The organism is Achromobacter xylosoxidans (assembly GCF_002192695.1).
Taxonomy (GTDB): domain Bacteria; phylum Pseudomonadota; class Gammaproteobacteria; order Burkholderiales; family Burkholderiaceae_B; genus Achromobacter; species Achromobacter xylosoxidans_C.
Window position 1 is genome coordinate 89532 of the sequence record NZ_MTLG01000125.1, and the last position, 15925, is coordinate 105456.

General features: G+C 67.6%; 15 protein-coding genes. 9 read left to right on the forward strand and 6 right to left on the reverse strand.

Features of this window, described 5'->3' with window-relative positions; genetic code table 11:
- The first annotated feature begins 3 nt into the window (after positions 1 to 3).
- From BRO63_RS32130 to BRO63_RS32145, 4 genes are read left to right on the forward strand one after another with little or no spacing between them, the layout of a single operon-like run.
- Positions 4 to 693, forward strand: a complete 690-nt coding sequence (locus tag BRO63_RS32130; RefSeq protein ID WP_088143580.1) for an amino acid ABC transporter permease — start codon at positions 4 to 6, stop codon at positions 691 to 693.
- A 57-nt stretch (positions 694 to 750) separates the two neighbouring features.
- Positions 751 to 1485, forward strand: coding sequence for an amino acid ABC transporter ATP-binding protein (locus tag BRO63_RS32135; RefSeq protein WP_088143581.1), 735 nt, complete (start codon positions 751 to 753; stop codon positions 1483 to 1485).
- Between the two features lie 5 nt (positions 1486 to 1490).
- On the forward strand, positions 1491 to 2546 hold the full coding sequence (locus BRO63_RS32140) for a threonine aldolase family protein (protein WP_088143582.1): 1056 nt from the start codon (positions 1491 to 1493) through the stop codon (positions 2544 to 2546).
- Positions 2547 to 2588: 42 nt separating this feature from the next.
- Positions 2589 to 3494, forward strand: a complete 906-nt coding sequence (locus BRO63_RS32145; protein WP_088143583.1) for an EamA family transporter — start codon at positions 2589 to 2591, stop codon at positions 3492 to 3494.
- 83 nt (positions 3495 to 3577) lie between these two features.
- Here BRO63_RS32145 and BRO63_RS32150 read toward each other — a convergent pair whose 3' ends face one another.
- On the reverse strand, positions 3578 to 3874 hold the full coding sequence (locus BRO63_RS32150; protein WP_088143584.1) for an acylphosphatase: 297 nt from the start codon (positions 3872 to 3874) through the stop codon (positions 3578 to 3580).
- Positions 3875 to 4034: 160 nt separating this feature from the next.
- On the opposite strand from BRO63_RS32150, the gene BRO63_RS32155 reads away from it, so the two are divergent.
- From BRO63_RS32155 to BRO63_RS32170, 4 genes are all read left to right on the forward strand, one after another.
- A complete protein-coding gene (locus tag BRO63_RS32155) occupies positions 4035 to 4931 on the forward strand; it encodes a phytanoyl-CoA dioxygenase family protein (RefSeq protein ID WP_088143585.1) in 897 nt (298 codons plus the stop codon).
- Positions 4932 to 5136: 205 nt separating this feature from the next.
- The gene (locus BRO63_RS32160; RefSeq protein WP_088143586.1) at positions 5137 to 6300 is read left to right on the forward strand and encodes an alpha-hydroxy acid oxidase; all 1164 of its coding nucleotides are present in this window, start codon (positions 5137 to 5139) and stop codon (positions 6298 to 6300) included.
- A gap of 105 nt (positions 6301 to 6405) precedes the next feature.
- Positions 6406 to 7479 carry an extracellular solute-binding protein gene (locus BRO63_RS32165; protein ID WP_088143587.1) on the forward strand — a complete coding sequence of 358 codons (1074 nt, stop codon included), beginning with the start codon at positions 6406 to 6408 and terminating at the stop codon, positions 7477 to 7479.
- Positions 7480 to 7557: 78 nt separating this feature from the next.
- Positions 7558 to 8391 (forward strand): AraC family transcriptional regulator, encoded by an 834-nt coding sequence (locus BRO63_RS32170; RefSeq protein WP_088143588.1) that lies wholly within the window; start codon positions 7558 to 7560, stop codon positions 8389 to 8391.
- Between the two features lie 33 nt (positions 8392 to 8424).
- Here BRO63_RS32170 and BRO63_RS32175 read toward each other — a convergent pair whose 3' ends face one another.
- From BRO63_RS32175 to BRO63_RS32195, 5 genes are all read right to left on the reverse strand, one after another.
- The gene (locus BRO63_RS32175) at positions 8425 to 9705 is read right to left on the reverse strand and encodes an amidohydrolase family protein (protein ID WP_088143589.1); all 1281 of its coding nucleotides are present in this window, start codon (positions 9703 to 9705) and stop codon (positions 8425 to 8427) included.
- Positions 9706 to 9869: 164 nt separating this feature from the next.
- The gene (locus BRO63_RS32180) at positions 9870 to 10820 is read right to left on the reverse strand and encodes an ABC transporter permease (RefSeq protein ID WP_088143590.1); all 951 of its coding nucleotides are present in this window, start codon (positions 10818 to 10820) and stop codon (positions 9870 to 9872) included.
- Positions 10821 to 10830: 10 nt separating this feature from the next.
- Positions 10831 to 11904, reverse strand: coding sequence for an ABC transporter permease (locus BRO63_RS32185; protein WP_054455738.1), 1074 nt, complete (start codon positions 11902 to 11904; stop codon positions 10831 to 10833).
- A gap of 49 nt (positions 11905 to 11953) precedes the next feature.
- Positions 11954 to 13483, reverse strand: a complete 1530-nt coding sequence (locus BRO63_RS32190; RefSeq protein ID WP_088143591.1) for an ABC transporter ATP-binding protein — start codon at positions 13481 to 13483, stop codon at positions 11954 to 11956.
- On the reverse strand, positions 13480 to 14511 hold the full coding sequence (locus BRO63_RS32195; RefSeq protein WP_088143592.1) for a BMP family protein: 1032 nt from the start codon (positions 14509 to 14511) through the stop codon (positions 13480 to 13482). Before BRO63_RS32195 ends, BRO63_RS32190 begins: the two co-directional genes overlap by 4 nt.
- Before the next feature lie 466 nt (positions 14512 to 14977).
- Here BRO63_RS32195 and BRO63_RS32200 point away from each other — a divergent pair, with 466 nt between their 5' ends.
- A complete protein-coding gene (locus tag BRO63_RS32200) occupies positions 14978 to 15907 on the forward strand; it encodes a DedA family protein/thiosulfate sulfurtransferase GlpE (protein ID WP_088143593.1) in 930 nt (309 codons plus the stop codon).
- Positions 15908 to 15925: the final 18 nt, after the last annotated feature.

Sequence of the window (15925 nt, forward strand, 5' to 3'; positions counted from 1 at the left end):
ATCATGGGCAAATTCGATTTCGACGTGATCTGGGCGGCGCTGCCCTATCTGTTCAAGACCGGCATGACCTTCACGCTGACGCTGACCGCGCTGGCGGGCGTGATGGGCCTGGCGCTGGGCACGCTGCTGGCCATGATGCGGCTGTCGCGCTTCAAGATCCTGTCGGTGCCGGCGGGCATCTACGTGAACGTGATGCGTTCGATCCCGCTCCTGCTGGTGATCTTCTGGTTCTACTTCCTGATGCCCTACATTGCCGCCTGGGTGGTGGGATCGTCCACGCCGCTGCGCGTGGGGGCGTTCAATTCGGCGGTGATCACCTTCACCCTTTTCGAGGCTGCGTACTTCTGCGAAATCATGCGCGCGGGCATCCAGTCCATCGCGCGCGGCCAGGTGTCGGCCAGCATGGCGCTGGGGCTGAACCACTGGCAGGGCATGCGCTACGTGGTGTTGCCGCAGGCGTTCCGCAACATGCTGCCGGCGCTCCTGACGCGCATCATCATCCTGTTCCAGGACACCTCGCTGGTGTATGTGCTGTCCCTGACCGACTTCCTCGGCGCGGCCGCCAAGATCGGCCAGCGCGACGGCCGTCTGGTGGAGCTTTATCTGTTCGTGGCGGTGGTGTATTTCGTGATCTGCTTCACGGCGTCCCGCCTGGTCAAGCTGCTGGAAAAGCGCACGCGGGTGCTGCGCTAGCGCGGCCCTTTCAGTTATCCACAGGTTTCAACAATGCAACTCTCTTCCAAGCCCCCGATGATAGCGATCAAGCAGGTCAGCAAGTGGTATGGCGACTTCCAGGTGCTGGACGATTGCTCCACCACGGTGGGCCGCGGCGAGGTCGTGGTGGTGTGCGGGCCGTCGGGTTCCGGCAAGTCCACGCTGATCAAGACCGTGAATGCGCTGGAGCCCTTCCAGAAGGGCGAGATCCAGGTCAACGGCATTTCGGTGGGCGATCCGCGCACCAACCTGCCCAAGCTGCGCGCGGTGGCGGGCATGGTGTTCCAGCACTTCGAACTGTTCCCGCACCTGTCGGTGACGGAGAACCTGTGCCTGGGCCAGCTCAAGGTGCTCAAGCGTGGTAAGGACGAGGCCCGCCAGCGCGCGCTGGCGTTGCTGGAGCGCGTGGGCCTGTCGACGCACAAGGATAAGCACCCCGGCGAGTTGTCGGGCGGCCAGCAGCAGCGCGTGGCGATCGCGCGCGCGCTGTCGATGGACCCGGTGGTCATGCTGTTCGACGAGCCGACCTCGGCGCTGGACCCGGAGATGGTCAACGAGGTGCTGGACGTGATGACCGACCTGGCCGCCGAAGGCATGACGATGATGGTGGTGACCCATGAAATGGGATTCGCCCGCCGCGTCGCCGACCGTGTGATCTTCATGGACGGCGGCAAGATCGTGGAGGACTGCGACAAGGAGCAGTTCTTCGGCGATGTGGAGGCGCGTGCGCCGCGCACGCGCCAGTTTCTTTCCAAAATCCTGCAGCACTGACAGCCATGACCCAGACCTCTTCCGCCGCCGCCCGCGCACCCGTCGACCTGCGCAGCGACACGGTCACCCATCCCACCGCGGCCATGTACGAACGCATGCGCACCGCGCCCATCGGCGATGACGGCCTGGACGGCGACCCCACCGTGCGCGAGCTCGAGGCGTATGTGGCCGCGCAGCTGGGCAAGGAAGGCGGGCTGTTCGTGCCCAGCTGCACCATGGCCAACCTGCTGGCGGTGCTGGCGCAGACGCAGCGCAATGAGCAGGTGGTGCTGGAGTCGGCCGCCCACATGTACACGTCGGAACGCGGCGCGGCCACGTTCACCGGCTCGTTCTATCTGGGCGTGCCCGGCACTGACGGCGCAATGGATTTGAACCGCCTGGAGGAAGCCTTGCAGTCTGGCGGTCACAGGTTGAAGACGGCGCTGGTGACGATGGAGACTTCGCACAACAACGCCGCCGGCGCGGTGCTGCCGCTGGACCACATGCAGGCGGTCCATGGTCTGGCGCGGGCGGCGGGCGTGCCGGTGCACCTGGATGGCGCGCGCCTTTTCAATGCGGCCGTGGCCCTGGGCGTGGCGGCGGGTGACATTGCCCGCCATGCCGACACCGTGTCGCTGTGCCTGTCCAAGGGCCTGAGCGCGCCGGTGGGCGCGGTGCTGGCGGGCAGCCAGTCCCTCATGGCCCGCGCGCGGGTGCTGCGCCGCATGCTGGGTGGCACGCAGCGCCAGTCGGGCATCATGGCGGCGGCCGGCCTGGAAGGCGTGCAGACCATGGCCGGGCGGCTGGCCGAGGATCATGTCCGCGCGCGCCGCCTGAGCGCGGGCGTCAACCGCCTGGGACCGGCGATCTCGGCCACCGAACCGCAGACCAACATCGTGCAGGTGGAGACCGCCGGCACCGGCATGAGCAACACCGAGTGGGTGGCGGCCCTGCAGGCGGCGGGCCTGTTGGTGCGCCCCTGGGGCCGCACGCGGCTGCGCTGCGTGACCCACCGCCACATCGGCGACGCGGACATCGACGCTGCCGTGCAGGCCTTTGAAGCGGTGCTGAACGCCCCCTGATCTGCTCCGTTCCGCGGGCGGGACGCGATGCGATAATGCCGCATGACCACGACCCATCTTTCCCGAAAAGACTATCTCTGCGCACTGGCGGTCGTGGTCATCTGGGGCACCAACTTCGTCGCCATGAAGGTCGGCATGCGGGGCCTCTCTCCCATGCTGCTGGGCGCCCTGCGCTTCGCGCTGGCGGCCTTTCCCCTGATTCTCTTCGTGCGTGCGCCCAGGCTGCCCTGGCGCTGGGTGGCGGCTTACGGGCTGGTGCAGGGCCTGGGCCAGTTCGGGCTGCTCTTTACCGCCTTGAAGTTCGGCATGCCGGCGGGAATGGCCTCGCTGGTAATCCAGACGCAGGCCTTCTTCACGCTGCTGCTGGCCGCGCCCATCCTGCATGAGCGCGCGCAGCGCCACCACTGGATCGGGCTGGGCGTGGCGGCGCTGGGGCTGGCGGTGATTGCCGGCGGCCGCGGCGAAGGGCCGGGCCAGATGACCATGGTGGGCTTCGCGCTGACGCTGGGCGGCGCGTTCATGTGGGCCGTGTCCAACATCATCGTGCGCCTGGCCAGCCGCAAGTCTCCCGGCTACGACCCGTTTGCGTTCATCGCCTGGAGCAGCGCCGCGCCGGTGCTGCCCTTCCTGCTGCTGGCCGTGCTGATCGACGGTTGGGAGCCGGTGGCGGGCATGATCACCGGCATGGGCTGGGGCGAGGTCCTGTCGGTGCTGTATCTGGCGGTGCTGGCCACCTTGGTGGCCTATACCTTGTGGACGCAGCTATTGACGCGCCACCCGGCCGCCAAGATCGCGCCGTTCTCGCTGCTGGTTCCCGTGGTGGGGTTGTGGGCCGCGTCCATGGCCTTTGGCGAACGCCTCGAGCCGCTGCAATGGCTGGGCGTGGCCGGCGTGCTGGCCGGCCTGCTTTTCAATCAGCTGGGCGGGCGCTGGCTGCGCACGCGCTGAGCCGTCCGCCAGGCGCGCCTTCCCCTTTCGAGGCCCCCTCAGCCGCCCAGACTAGGCCATAACGGCTAGCGAAGGCGGCGGCATCACAGTTGCTCGAAACGGATGTAACGCTTATCGGTGTACTCCCGGCGGGTGGTGATCTCCTGCACGCTGGCGCCCGGGGGGCCGCGCCGCAACCATTCCAGCATGTGGTCGACCTGGTCGGCGGTGCCCTGCACCATGGCTTCGACCGTGCCGTTCGGCAGGTTCTGCACCCAGCCCTTGGCGCCCAGCATGTGGGCGCGCCGCACCGTGGCGTGGCGGTAGCCCACGCCCTGGACGGCGCCGGTGATCGTGACGTGCACGGTCTCGATATGGGTATCGGCTTTAGGGTCTTGCATCGATTCTCTCTTGGATGAGGCGCCGCGCTCGGCGATGTACGTAGACGGTAGTGACTACAGCGGATGGTCTATAGGCCCGGGGGACGCCTGGCGATACGTTAGAGCTCATGTCAAAACGTGCCAGCGGGAACACCCGTTACCAGAGCTTGGAGAAGCCATTATGGAAGAGACCAGTTTGTTGTCGGAAGCCGAGACAGCGCGCTACAGGGAAGAGGGTTACCTGGCCCTGAAGGACATGTGCCCGCAAGACGAGGTGGGTTACATCCGCAGGACGCTGCTCGACCTGTTTGCGAACAAGACCGGCTACAACGAGGGTGCGCAGTATGACTTTGTGAGCCGCGACGACCCGTCCAAACCCGCCAAGTTTCCCAGCTTGCACGATCCACGCCATTATGCCCCGGGCCTCTTGAAGACCGAGTACCACGAGCGCACCCTGGAGCTGGCGCGCCAGCTGCTGGGCCCCGAGGCCGCCCTGTACGGCGAGCATGCCCTGCTCAAGCCCGGACCGCATGGGCCGGAGACGCCGTGGCACCAGGACGAGGCTTTCCGCTCGCCGGACTTCATCTACAACGAACTCAGCATCTGGCTGGCGCTGCAGCCGGCCACCACGGAAAACGGCTGCATGCAGTTCATCCCGGGTTCGAACAAATGGGACGTGCTGGAGCACCGCTCGCCGGGCGGCGACAAGACCCTGCATCCGCTCGAATGCTGCGGTGATTTTCCGCGCGACCAGGCGGTGCCGGAGCCGCTGGATCCGGGCGGCATCACGGTGCACGATGCCCGTACCCTGCACTTCACCGGGCCGAACACCTCGCAGGCGCCGCGGCTGGCCTACATCCTGATCTACAACACGCCGCCGGTCTACAAGCCGGGCCGTCGCGAGTTCCCGTGGCTGGAGGGCCGCTGGACCGACAGCCAGACCCGCAAGAAGCAGTGGCACAAGCGCGGCGGGCTGGCCGTGGACGTGATGCGCCGCCTGCCGGGCGCGCGGCTGACCAGTCCGCGCTGGGTGGCATGGGCCACGATCCGGGCTGTGTCCAAGGTCTGGCCGCGATAAATGGGGGCGCAGGGGCCGCAAGAGCCCCTGTGACTGGGGGGCGAACGAGGCCGGCAAGCGACGCTTGCCGGCCTCGGCGCGTATACTGGGCGGCGTTGCGGACCGGGAGAGGTCCGCGCAATCGCTGGAGCTGCCCGCAGCAGGCGGCCCGGCGTCTAAAAATAACCAGCCGCAGCTGGCGCCCCAACACTCCATAGATCACTCCATGACCGCTAACCTTTCTACGATCACCTGCATCGAAGATCTGCGCGCCATTGCGCAGAAGCGCGTGCCGCGCATGTTCTACGACTACGCGGATTCCGGCGCCTGGACCGAAGGCACCTATCGCGCCAACGAAAGCGATTTTCAGAAGATCAAGCTGCGCCAGCGCGTGGCGGTGAACATGGAAGGCCGGTCGCTGCGCACCACCATGGTGGGCCAGGACGTGATCATGCCGCTGGCGATTTCGCCCACCGGCCTGACCGGCATGCAGCACGCCGACGGAGAAATCCTGGCGGCCAAGGCCGCGGCGGACTTCGGCGTGCCCTTCACCCTGTCGACCATGAGCATCTGCTCGCTGGAAGACGTGGCCGCGGCCACCAAGAAACCGTTCTGGTTCCAGCTCTATGTGATGCGCGACCGCGAGTTCGTCGCCAACCTGATCGACCGCGCTAAGGCCGCCGGCTGCTCGGCGCTGGTGCTGACGCTGGACCTGCAGATCCTGGGCCAGCGCCACAAGGACATCAAGAACGGCCTGTCGACGCCGCCCAAGCCCACCTTGCGCAACCTCATCAACCTGGCCACCAAGCCGCGCTGGTGCATGGGCATGCTGGGCACCAAGCGCCGCACCTTCGGCAACATCGTCGGCCATGCCAAGGGCGTGAGCGACCTGTCCTCGCTGTCGTCGTGGACCGCCGAACAGTTCGACCCGCGCCTGAGCTGGGACGATGTCGAATGGATCAAGCAGCGCTGGGGCGGCAAGCTCATCATCAAGGGCATCCTGGACGTCGAGGATGCGCAATTGGCCGCCAACAGCGGCGCCGACGCGCTCATCGTCAGCAATCATGGCGGACGCCAATTGGATGGCGCCATGTCGTCCATCGCCGCCCTGCCCTCGATCGCCGATGCCGTGGGTTCGAAGATCGAAGTGTGGATGGACGGCGGCGTGCGTTCCGGCCAGGACATCCTGAAGGCCGTGGCGCTGGGCGCGCGCGGCGCCATGATAGGCCGCGCCTTCCTCTACGGCCTGGGCGCCCATGGCCAGGCCGGCGTGACCCGCGTGCTGGAGATCCTGTACAAGGAAATGGATACGACGATGGCGCTGTGCGGCCGTCGCTCGATCGAGCCCGGCGACCGCAGCATCCTGCTGCCCGGAACCTACCCGAACTGAACGGTTCGGCGGCCCATGAGAAAAAGCCTGGATACGGTAGCGTGCCAGGCTTTTTTCGTTGGCGCGCCGGTTCGCGAGGTCGCATGAGCCCATGCAGGAACCAATATGACGCGTAACAAACAAGATGGGCAGCGCCGTCTGGGTGCAGGCAGGCGGCTGCTGGGCGCGGCGCTGGCGGCGCTGTTGTCGGCCGGGGCGGCGGCGCACCAGACCACGCTGTACGTAGGCATGAACGGCGGCGACATGGCGCGCGCGTTTTCGCAGCACGTGTTTCCGGATTTCGAGCGGGCCCACAACGTCAGGATCGTGGTGGTGCCGGGCATGTCGACCGAGGTGCTGGCGCGCGCCCAGGCCGACAAGGGCAAGCCGCGGCTGCACCTCATGTTCCTGGACGACGGCGTCATGGCGCGCGCGATCTCCATGGGATTGTGCGCGCAGCTCAACGACGATCCCGTGCTGAAGGATCTATACCCCACGGCGCTGAAGAAGGACCGCATGGCCGCGGGCATCGACATCGGCATGACCGGCCTGGGCTACAACACCAAGGTATTCGCCGAGCGCGGCTGGGCGCCGCCGACGTCGTGGATGGACCTTGCCGATCCGAAGTACCGGGGCCAGGTCGTGGTCCAGTCGGCTTCGAGCAGCACCTTTGGCCTGCACGCGTTCCTGATGATCAACCGCATCCTGGGCGGCGACGATCGGAACTACGGACCCGGCTTCGCGCATTGGCCGACCGTGGTCGGCCCGAACGTGCGTGAATACCTGCCGGATTCGGCGCGCCTGGCCGACATGGTGCAGGCCGACGAGGCGGTGCTGTTTCCCTGGACGCCCACGGCCATCACCCGCCTGAAGAAGCGCGGCGTGCACGTGGAGTACGCACAGCCGCGCGAGGGCTCCATGATCCTGATGGTGGGTGAGTGCGTGGTCGCCGGTAACAGCGAGCCGGAGCTGTCGCAGAAGCTGGCGCTGTACCTGCTGTCGGAGCAGGCGCAGACCAAGGCGCTGGAGATGGGCGGGCACTTCCCGTCCAACCGCAATGTGCTGGCGCCTGCGGGCCACGCGGAGGCGCTGCAGCGCTTCCAGGGCTATATGTCGAACGCAAAGATACCGAACTGGGATCAGATCAACGAGACCCGGCCTGCCTTCAACGCCCGTTGGAACCGGGAGATCGGGCGCTGAGGGCCCCAGCTGCGGGCGCGCCAAAATTCGCAAAATCTGCAAAGGCCGGACCGCTACATTGTTCTCCAAGGAGACCGCATGAAGCCCGCAACCCTGAACCACTATGGCCAGCGCCTGGAGCCCGTCCTGCGCTGGCTGGCCAGCCACCCCGACGCCGACCCGGACCTGTACCGGCTGGCCGAGCTGGCCTGCCTGTCGCCGTACCACTTTCATCGCGTCTACCGCGCCATGATGGGAGAGACGGTGAACGCCACCGTGCAGCGCATCCGCATGCACCGCGCGGCGGTGGCGCTGGGGAATCCCGAGGCTTCCTTGCGCGAAGTGGCGCAGCGCGCCGGCTATGAGTCGGACGCGGCGTTCAACCGGGCATTCGGCGCGACCTTCGGCATATCGCCGGGGCGCTACCGGGCCGCCCGCTCCCGTCCCTTCGACCCACAGGAGCTAGGCATGTATCCCATCGAGATCGAAACCTTTCCCGGCGCGACGCTGGCGGTCCTGTCGCATCGCGGCAGCTACCAGGAAATCGGCCCGCTGTTCACGCGCGCCTTCATGCTGGCCGTCAGCCGCGGCATCGCGCAGCCGGAATCCATCGGCTACGGCGTGTATTTCGACGACCCCGAGCAGGTACCCGCGAGTCAGCTGCGTTCCATGGCCGGCATGTCGGTGGCGCCGGATGCGGACCTGGGCGGCGAGCTGGAGCGCTTCGAGATTCCGGAAGGCCGCTGCGCCATCCTGACCTACACCGGGCCCTATAACGAGATGGACAAGGCCTACAACTGGATGTTCTCGCAATGGCTGCCGGCCAGCGGCGAGGTGCCGGCGGACTTCCCGATGTTCGAGCAATACCTGAACGATCCGCGCACCACGCCGCCGGCGCAATTGCAGACGCGCATCTGCCTGCCGCTGAAGTAAGGCGCGGCGGCGCGAGCGCCGCGCCCGGCGCGCTCAGCGGGCCGGCGTCTGGAAGCTGACCTGGGTCGGACGGCCTGGCAGGTTCAAGGTGGCGGTAGCGGGCGGCGTGGTCGCCACTACCTGGCCCGCGCGCAGCACCATCAGGCGGGTGGCGCGCAGGCGCAGCGCTTCGACCGCGTCGCGCGCCTGCAGCAGCACCAGGTCGGCGCGCTTGCCGACCGCCAGGCCGGTATCGTCCAGGCCCAGGATCTTGGCCGGCGTGGTGGTGACGGCTTCGAAACAGGCGCGCATGGCGTCCTGGCCTGTCATCTGGGCCACGTGCAGGCCCATGTGGGCCACTTCCAGCATGTCGCCCGAACCCAGGCTGTACCAGGGATCCATCACGCAATCGTGGCCGAAGGCCACGGGCACGCCGGCGGCCAGCAGTTCGGGCACGCGCGTCATGCCGCGGCGCTTGGGATAGGTGTCGTGGCGGCCTTGCAGCGTGATGTTGATCAGCGGGTTGGCGATGGCGGACACGCCGGCTTCGCGCATCAGCGGAATCAGCTTGGAGACGTAGTAGTTGTCCATGGAGTGCATGGACGTCAGGTGCGAACCCGTCACGCGGCCTTGCAGGCCCAGGCGCTGCGTGTGGTACGCCAGTGTTTCGATGTGGCGCGACAGCGGATCGTCGCTTTCATCGCAGTGCATGTCCACGCGCAGGCCGCGCTCGGCCGCCAGTTCACAGAGGATGCGCACCGATTCCGCGCCGTCCTGCATGGTGCGCTCGAAATGCGGAATGCCGCCCACCACGTCCACGCCCATGTCCAGCGCGCGCTTGAGGTTGTCCAGGGCGCCAGGGGCGCGCAACACGCCATCCTGCGGGAAGGCGACCAGTTGCAGGTCCAGATAGGGTTTGACCTTCTCGCGCACGTGCAGCAGCGCTTCCGTGGCCAAGAGACGCGGGTCGCACACGTCCACATGCGAGCGGATGGCCAGCAGGCCGCGCGCCACGGCCCAGTCGCAATAGGCCAACGCGCGTTCGACCAGCGCTTCCTGCGTCAGCAGCGGCTTGAGCTCGCCCCACAACGCAATGCCTTCCAGCAGCGTGCCGGACTGGTTCACGCGCGGCAGGCCGAAAGACAGCGTCGAGTCCATGTGGAAGTGCGCGTCGACGAAGGGCGGCGCCACCAGTTGGCCGGCGGCATCCACGGTCTGTGCCGCCTCGGCCTTCAGCGCCGGCTCCAGCGCCACGATACGGCCATTGGCGATGCCAATGTCGATGTTCTGGCGGCCATCGGGCAGCGTGCAGTGTTTGAGTATCAGGTCGAGCATGGAATTCCTTGCGGAAGGTTTCTGTTGTTCATGGTACTGCGGCCCCCGCTCTTCGCATTGAGCTGGCGCATCCCATTCCGGGGCGCACGGAGCCGGCTTTGCCGGTCCGTAGCGTCGCCCCCTTGAGGGGGAAGCGCGCAGCGCTTCGGGGGTGGGCCCTTCCTCTACCTTTCTCCTTTACGGTAAGGCTTCATCAGGGCTTGCGGGTAGGCGGCACGGCGCGCCATCACCACCAGGGCGAGGATGGACAGGACGTAGGGCAGCATCAGATAGACCTGGTACGGCAGTTCCGGCAGGCCGGGCAAGGCCGCGCCGCCCTGCTGCATGCGCAGCTGCAACGCGTCGAAGAAGGCGAAGATCAGCGCGCCCAGCAAGGCCTTGCCGGGCCGCCAGGACGCGAATACGACCAGCGCCACGCAGACCCAGCCGCGGCCGTTGACCATGTTGAAGAAGAAGGCGTTGAACGCCGCCAGCGTCAGGAAGCTGCCGGCCACGCCCATCAGCGCGGAACCGGCCACGATGGCGCCCATGCGCAGGCGAGTCACCGACAGGCCCTGGCCTTCGGCCGCGGCCGGGTTCTCGCCCACCATGCGGATCGCCAGGCCGACCGGCGTGCGGTTCAGCACCCAGGCCAGTATCGGCACCGCGGCCAAGGCCAGCAAGGTCATCGGAGTCTGCCCGGCCAGCACCGGCCCGATGAGCGGAATGCCGTCCAGGAACTTCATTTCCGCAAACGGCGTGATCGTGGGCGGCGTGGTCACGCTGGGGAACGTGACGCGGTAGGCGAAGTAGCTCAGGCTGGTGGCCAGCAGCGTCACGCCCAGGCCGGACACATGCTGCGACAGGCCCAGCGGCACGGTCAGCACCGCGTGCAGCAGGCCGAACACCGCGCCCGCAAAAGCGGCCGCCAGCACACCCACGTATAGCGGCGCGCCCAGGTACACCACCAGCCAGCCGGTGAAGGCGCCGGCGGCCATGATGCCTTCGATGCCCAGGTTCAGCACGCCCGCGCGTTCGCACAGCAGCACGCCCAGCGTGCCCAGTATCAGCGGCGTCGCCAGGCGCAGCACCGCCACCCAGAACGCCGACGAACTCATCAGATCCATCCATTCCATGGCGCGCTCCTCAGGCCCGGTTGCGGCGCAGGCGGTACTGCGCGAATAGCGTCGCGACCAGCATGGCGAGCAACGAAGTGGCGACGATGACGTCGGCGATGTAGTTCGGCACCGCGATGGCGCGGCTCATGCTGTCCGCGCCCACCAGCATGCCGGCCACGAACAGGCTGGCCAGGATCACGCCCAGCGGATGCAGGCCGGCCAGCATGGCGACCACCACGCCGGTGTAGCCATAGCCCGGCGACATGTCGAGCGTGACGTAGCCGGTACGGCCGGCCACTTCGATCGCGCCGGCCAGGCCGGCCAGCGCGCCCGACAGCATGGCGGTGCCCAGCATCACGCGGTTCACCGGCAGGCCCAGGAAGCGCGAGGCATGCGCGTTGGCGCCGACCGCGCGCATCTGGAAGCCGAACACGGTGTAGCGGTTCAGCAGCCACAGCCCCAGCGCCAGGCCGGCGGCCCACAGCAGGCCGGTATGGGCGCGCGTGCGCTCGATCAGCTTGCCCAGTTCCAGGTCACCATTGAGCGCCACCGACTGCGGCCAGCCCATGGCCATTGGGTCCTTCATGGGACCGTCCAGCATCATCGACACGAACAGCAGCACGATAAAGTTGCCCAGCAGCGTGGTCACCACTTCATCCACGCCCAGGCGGGTCTTGAGGATGGCGGGAATCAGCAGCAGCAAGGCGCCGGCCAGGGCTGCCGCCAGCATCATGCCGGCAAACAGCGCGGGCACGGGCAGGTCGAAGCCGGTGCCGTCATGCAGGCCGCCCACCGCCACCGCGGCCAGCGCGCCCAGATATAGCTGGCCCTCGGCGCCGATGTTGTAGAAGCGCGCGCGGAATGCCACTGCACAGGCCAGGCCGGTCAGCATCAGCGGAGTGGCGCGGGTCAGCGTTTCGGACAGCGCGAAGCGCGAGCCGAACGCGCCTTCGAACAGCAAGGCATAGGTGCGGCCCACGGGGGCGCCGGCCCAGGCCACCAGCAGGGTGCAGACCGCCAGCGTGAAGGCGATGGCCGCGAAGGGCGCCAGGGCCAGCGCCAGGCGGCTGGGCTCCGGGCGGCGTTCCAGGATCAGTTTCATGCGAGTAATGCTCGGTAAGAGGTGGAGTCGCGCGGAAGGGAGCGGGTATTCATCCCTGCGTGCCCGTCATGGCCAGGCCCACCGTGGCAGGCGTCCATTCGGATACCGGCTTCACGGCGATCAGCTTGCCGCCGCACAGCACGGCGATACGGTCGGCCAGCGCGAAGATCTCTTCCAGGTCCTCGGACACCAGCAGCACGCCCGCGCCGCGCGTGCGCGCCGCCAGGAGCTGCTCGCGCACGTAGGCGACCGCGCCGATGTCCAGGCCCCAGGTGGGCTGGTCGGCCACGATGAAGCGCGGTTCGCGCGCCAGCGTGCGGCCCAGGATCAGCTTCTGCATATTGCCGCCGGACAGGCTGCGGGTACGCACGTCCAGCGACGCGGCGCGCACGTCGAACTGCTTGGCCAGGGCCTGGGCATAGGCTTTGCCCGCGCGCGCCCGGATCAGGCCCCAACGCGCGAAGCGCGGGTCCTTCAGGTCTTCGACGATGGCGTTTTCCCACAAGGGGCTGTCGCCGATCACGCCTTCGCCGTGACGGTCTTCAGGGATGCGGCCGACGTGGGCCGCGGTCCAGCCGGCGGGCGTCGTGGGCGCCGCCGCATGCTCGGGACCCAGGCGGATGGTGCCGTCGGTGGGTTGGCGCAGGCCGGTCAGCACCGACACCAGCGCCTGCTGGCCGTTGCCGGCCACGCCCGCAATCGCCACGATCTCGTGCTTGTGGACAACCAGGTCCAGGCTGTCCAGGCGCGTCGCGCCGTCGCGGTCGTCGCGCACGGTCACTTGCGACAAGGTCACCACGGGCGCGGCCTGCTCGGCCGCGGCCACGGCTTCGGCGTGCGGCATGACGACCTTGCGGCCCACCATCAGCTCGGCCAGTTCGGCCGGGCTGGTGCTGGCGGTTTCGCGCTCGGCCACCAGCTTGCCCTGGCGCAGCACCGCCACGCGGCCCGACACCGCCATGACTTCATCCAGCTTGTGCGAGATGAAGATCACCGCCAGGCCTTCGTCGACGAAGCCGCGCAGGGTCGCGAACAGGTCCTGCACTTCCTGCGGCGTGAGCACGGCGGTGGGCTCGTCCAGGATCAGGACGCGCGCGCCGCGGTACAGCGCCTTCAGGATTTCGACCCGCTGTTTCTCGCCGACCGACAGCGTGCCGACGCGCGCGTCCGGATCCACGCCCAGGCCGAAGCGCTGGCCGAGTTCCACCAGGCGCTGGCGCGCCTTGCCGCGGCCGGAGGCCAGCTTCCACAGCGATTCCGTGCCGACCATGATGTTGTCCAGCACGGTCAGGTTGTCGGCCAGCGTGAAGTGCTGATGCACCATGCCGACCCCTGCCGCCAGCGCGGCGTCGGGCCGGCCGGCGGGCAAGGGTTGGCCAAAGACTTCGATGTTGCCGGCGTCGGCCACGTAATGGCCGAACAGGATCGACACCAGGGTCGATTTGCCGGCGCCGTTCTCGCCCAGCAGGGCCAACACTTCGCCCTGGCGCAGCGTGAGCGATATGTCGTCGTTGGCCGTGAGGCTGCCAAAGCGTTTGGTGATCCCCGTCAGCTGCAGGGCGAGAGGCGCGTGGTTCATCGTGCCGAGGACTTGGGTTCTTTGTCGTTGACCTTGACGCTGAAGCTGCCATCCAGGATGGCCTTCTGCTTGGCTTGCACCTTGGCGACCAGGTCGGCGGGAATCTTGCTTTCGAAGGTGCCCAGCGGCGCCAGCGAGGAACCCTTGTGCTTCATCAGCGAGTACTGGCCGTAGTCATCGGCCTTGAACGTGCCGGCGCGCACCTGCTTGAGGGCTTCGTCGATGGTGGGCTCCATGCTCCACAGCGCCGAGGCGACCACGGTTTCCGGATACTGCTGCTGCGTGTCGATCACGTTGCCGATGGCCAGCTTGCCGCGTTCCTTGGCCGCGTCCGAGACGCCGAAGCGCTCGGCGTAGAGCACGTCCGCGCCCTTGTCGATCATGGCGAAGGCGGCTTCCTTGGCCTTAGGGGGATCGAACCAGGAACCGATGAAGGTCACGGTGAACTCGGCCTGCGGATTTACTTCCTTGGCGCCTTCGATGAAGGCGTGCATCAGGCGGTTCACTTCAGGAATGGGGTAGCCGCCCACCAGGCCGATCTTGCCCGTCTTGCTCATGCCGCCGGCGATCATGCCGGTCAGGTAGGCGGGTTCCTGGATGTAGTTGTCGAACACCGAGAAGTTGGGCTGCTGCGGCTTGCCCGAGGAACCCATCAGGAAAGCGGTCTGCGGATAGTCCTTGGCCACCTTGCGGGCGGCGGCTTCCACCGCGAAGGCCTCGCCCACCACCAGCTTGTTGCCTTGTTCCGCGTACTGGCGCATCACGCGCTCGTAGTCGGCGTTGGTGACGTTTTCCGAGAACGTGTATTCGATCTCGCCGCGATCGCGGGCCGCGACCAGCGCCTTGTGGATGCGCGACACCCATTGTTGTTCGACCGGCACCGTGTAGATGGCGGCGACCTTGGTCTTGGCGGGCGCCTGGGCCTGGGCGGCGCCCGAGAACAGCAGCGCGCCGGCGGCGGCGGCGGCCAGCTTGAGCAGGCCGCGGCGGGCGATGCCGGCGACGGACGGGGTGGAAGAGGCTTTCATGCGGGTGACTCCTGCGAAGGGAGGGAAAGGGATGGGTATTGGAGGCGATGGGCGCTGGCCCGCGCGCGGCTGGCGCGCGCGCGGCCGCGGCCCCGTTCCATATGGCCGCCGCCGGCAGGCGTGCCGGGACTAGCGTACGGAAACGAGGGCGTGGGATCGGTCATCGGATGGGGAGCGCCAGGCGACGCGCCCCATCCGAATGGTCGGGTTCGCTGCCAGCCCTGGCGAAGCAAGTTGTATGCCATGGGGCATTCCCGCGACAAGTCGGGGAAACCTGATGGCCGGGCAGGATTATAGGCACCCTGGCGGGGATTGGTGGCACCAGAGCGGTGCGTGTCTGCCAAGGGGTGGACAGACCGGCCGCATGGAACGGGCCGTTGCGGCTGCCAACACCCCGATCCAGGGCCCGCGCGCCTAAAATCGCAGGTATGAGCCGCGCGCGTGGCGCGGCAAGCTGGAAGACCCCATGCAAGATATACAACTGCTGCTGGAACAGTACGGCGGGTGGCTGGTGTTCGCCAACGTGCTGGTCGAGCAGGCCGGCTTGCCGGTGCCCGCCTATCCCATGCTGATCGCCGCCGGCGCGCTGGCCGGCGCGGGCGGGTGGCTCGTGCCCTGGATGGCCGCCACGGCTGCTTGCCTGCTGGCCGACAGTCTCTGGTATGTGGCTGGGCAGCGCTACGGCTCGCGTCTTCTGGGCGTGATCTGCAAGATGTCACTATCGCAGGATTCCTGCATCCGCCAGACGCAGCGTCTGTACCTGCGCATCGGTGTGCGCGCCCTGCTGGTGTGCAAGTTCCTGCCCGGCGCGGGGGCGCTGTCCACCGTGATGGCGGGCCTGACGGGCACGCCCTACCGCCGCTTTCTGGGCTACGACCTGGTGGGCTCCCTGATCTGGTCGGGCTCGGCCCTGCTGCTGGGCGGCCTGTTCCACAACGTGGTCAACGACGTGCTGGAGATTCTGGGCACCTATGGCGCGATGGGCCTGGGCGTGCTGGCGGCGGTGCTGGCGCTGTACATCCTGGCGCGTTTCCTGCGGCGCCGGATCCTGTTGCGTAGCCTGCGCGTGATTCCGCGCCTGTCGGTGGATGAATTGATGCAGTGGCGGCAGGACGGCCGCAACGCGCTGGTGTTCGACGTGCGTCCCGAAGCGCTGCGCGAAGAGCAGCGCATCCCTGGCGCCATCGCCGTGGACCTGAAGGCGCCCTTGCCCCGGCTCGATGCCCAGGCGCTGGAATCCGACATCGTCGTGTACTGCGCCTGCCCCAACGAAGTGTCGGCCGCGCTGCTGGCGTCGCGGTTGCGCGCCGCCGGTTATCCCAAGACCTGGGCCCTGCGCGGCGGTTACCAGGCTTGGCAGGAGCACGAACACCCGCTTCCCCCGCAAGGCGCATAATTCCGCCATGAGCCCGCG

What these genes read in the sequence shown, in the direction of transcription:
- BRO63_RS32130 (WP_088143580.1), top strand. Translation starts at nt 4, where the DNA reads ATGGGCAAATTCGATTTCGACGTGATCTGGGCGGCGCTGCCCTATCTG.
- BRO63_RS32155 (WP_088143585.1), top strand. Translation starts at nt 4,035, where the DNA reads ATGGAAGAGACCAGTTTGTTGTCGGAAGCCGAGACAGCGCGCTACAGG.
- BRO63_RS32145 (WP_088143583.1), top strand. Translation starts at nt 2,589, where the DNA reads ATGACCACGACCCATCTTTCCCGAAAAGACTATCTCTGCGCACTGGCG.
- BRO63_RS32190 (WP_088143591.1), bottom strand. Translation starts at nt 13,483, where the DNA reads ATGAACCACGCGCCTCTCGCCCTGCAGCTGACGGGGATCACCAAACGC.
- BRO63_RS32170 (WP_088143588.1), top strand. Translation starts at nt 7,558, where the DNA reads ATGAAGCCCGCAACCCTGAACCACTATGGCCAGCGCCTGGAGCCCGTC.
- BRO63_RS32195 (WP_088143592.1), bottom strand. Translation starts at nt 14,511, where the DNA reads ATGAAAGCCTCTTCCACCCCGTCCGTCGCCGGCATCGCCCGCCGCGGC.
- BRO63_RS32150 (WP_088143584.1), bottom strand. Translation starts at nt 3,874, where the DNA reads ATGCAAGACCCTAAAGCCGATACCCATATCGAGACCGTGCACGTCACG.
- BRO63_RS32160 (WP_088143586.1), top strand. Translation starts at nt 5,137, where the DNA reads ATGACCGCTAACCTTTCTACGATCACCTGCATCGAAGATCTGCGCGCC.
- BRO63_RS32165 (WP_088143587.1), top strand. Translation starts at nt 6,406, where the DNA reads ATGACGCGTAACAAACAAGATGGGCAGCGCCGTCTGGGTGCAGGCAGG.
- BRO63_RS32140 (WP_088143582.1), top strand. Translation starts at nt 1,491, where the DNA reads ATGACCCAGACCTCTTCCGCCGCCGCCCGCGCACCCGTCGACCTGCGC.
- BRO63_RS32175 (WP_088143589.1), bottom strand. Translation starts at nt 9,705, where the DNA reads ATGCTCGACCTGATACTCAAACACTGCACGCTGCCCGATGGCCGCCAG.
- BRO63_RS32135 (WP_088143581.1), top strand. Translation starts at nt 751, where the DNA reads ATGATAGCGATCAAGCAGGTCAGCAAGTGGTATGGCGACTTCCAGGTG.
- BRO63_RS32185 (WP_054455738.1), bottom strand. Translation starts at nt 11,904, where the DNA reads ATGAAACTGATCCTGGAACGCCGCCCGGAGCCCAGCCGCCTGGCGCTG.
- BRO63_RS32200 (WP_088143593.1), top strand. Translation starts at nt 14,978, where the DNA reads ATGCAAGATATACAACTGCTGCTGGAACAGTACGGCGGGTGGCTGGTG.
- BRO63_RS32180 (WP_088143590.1), bottom strand. Translation starts at nt 10,820, where the DNA reads ATGGAATGGATGGATCTGATGAGTTCGTCGGCGTTCTGGGTGGCGGTG.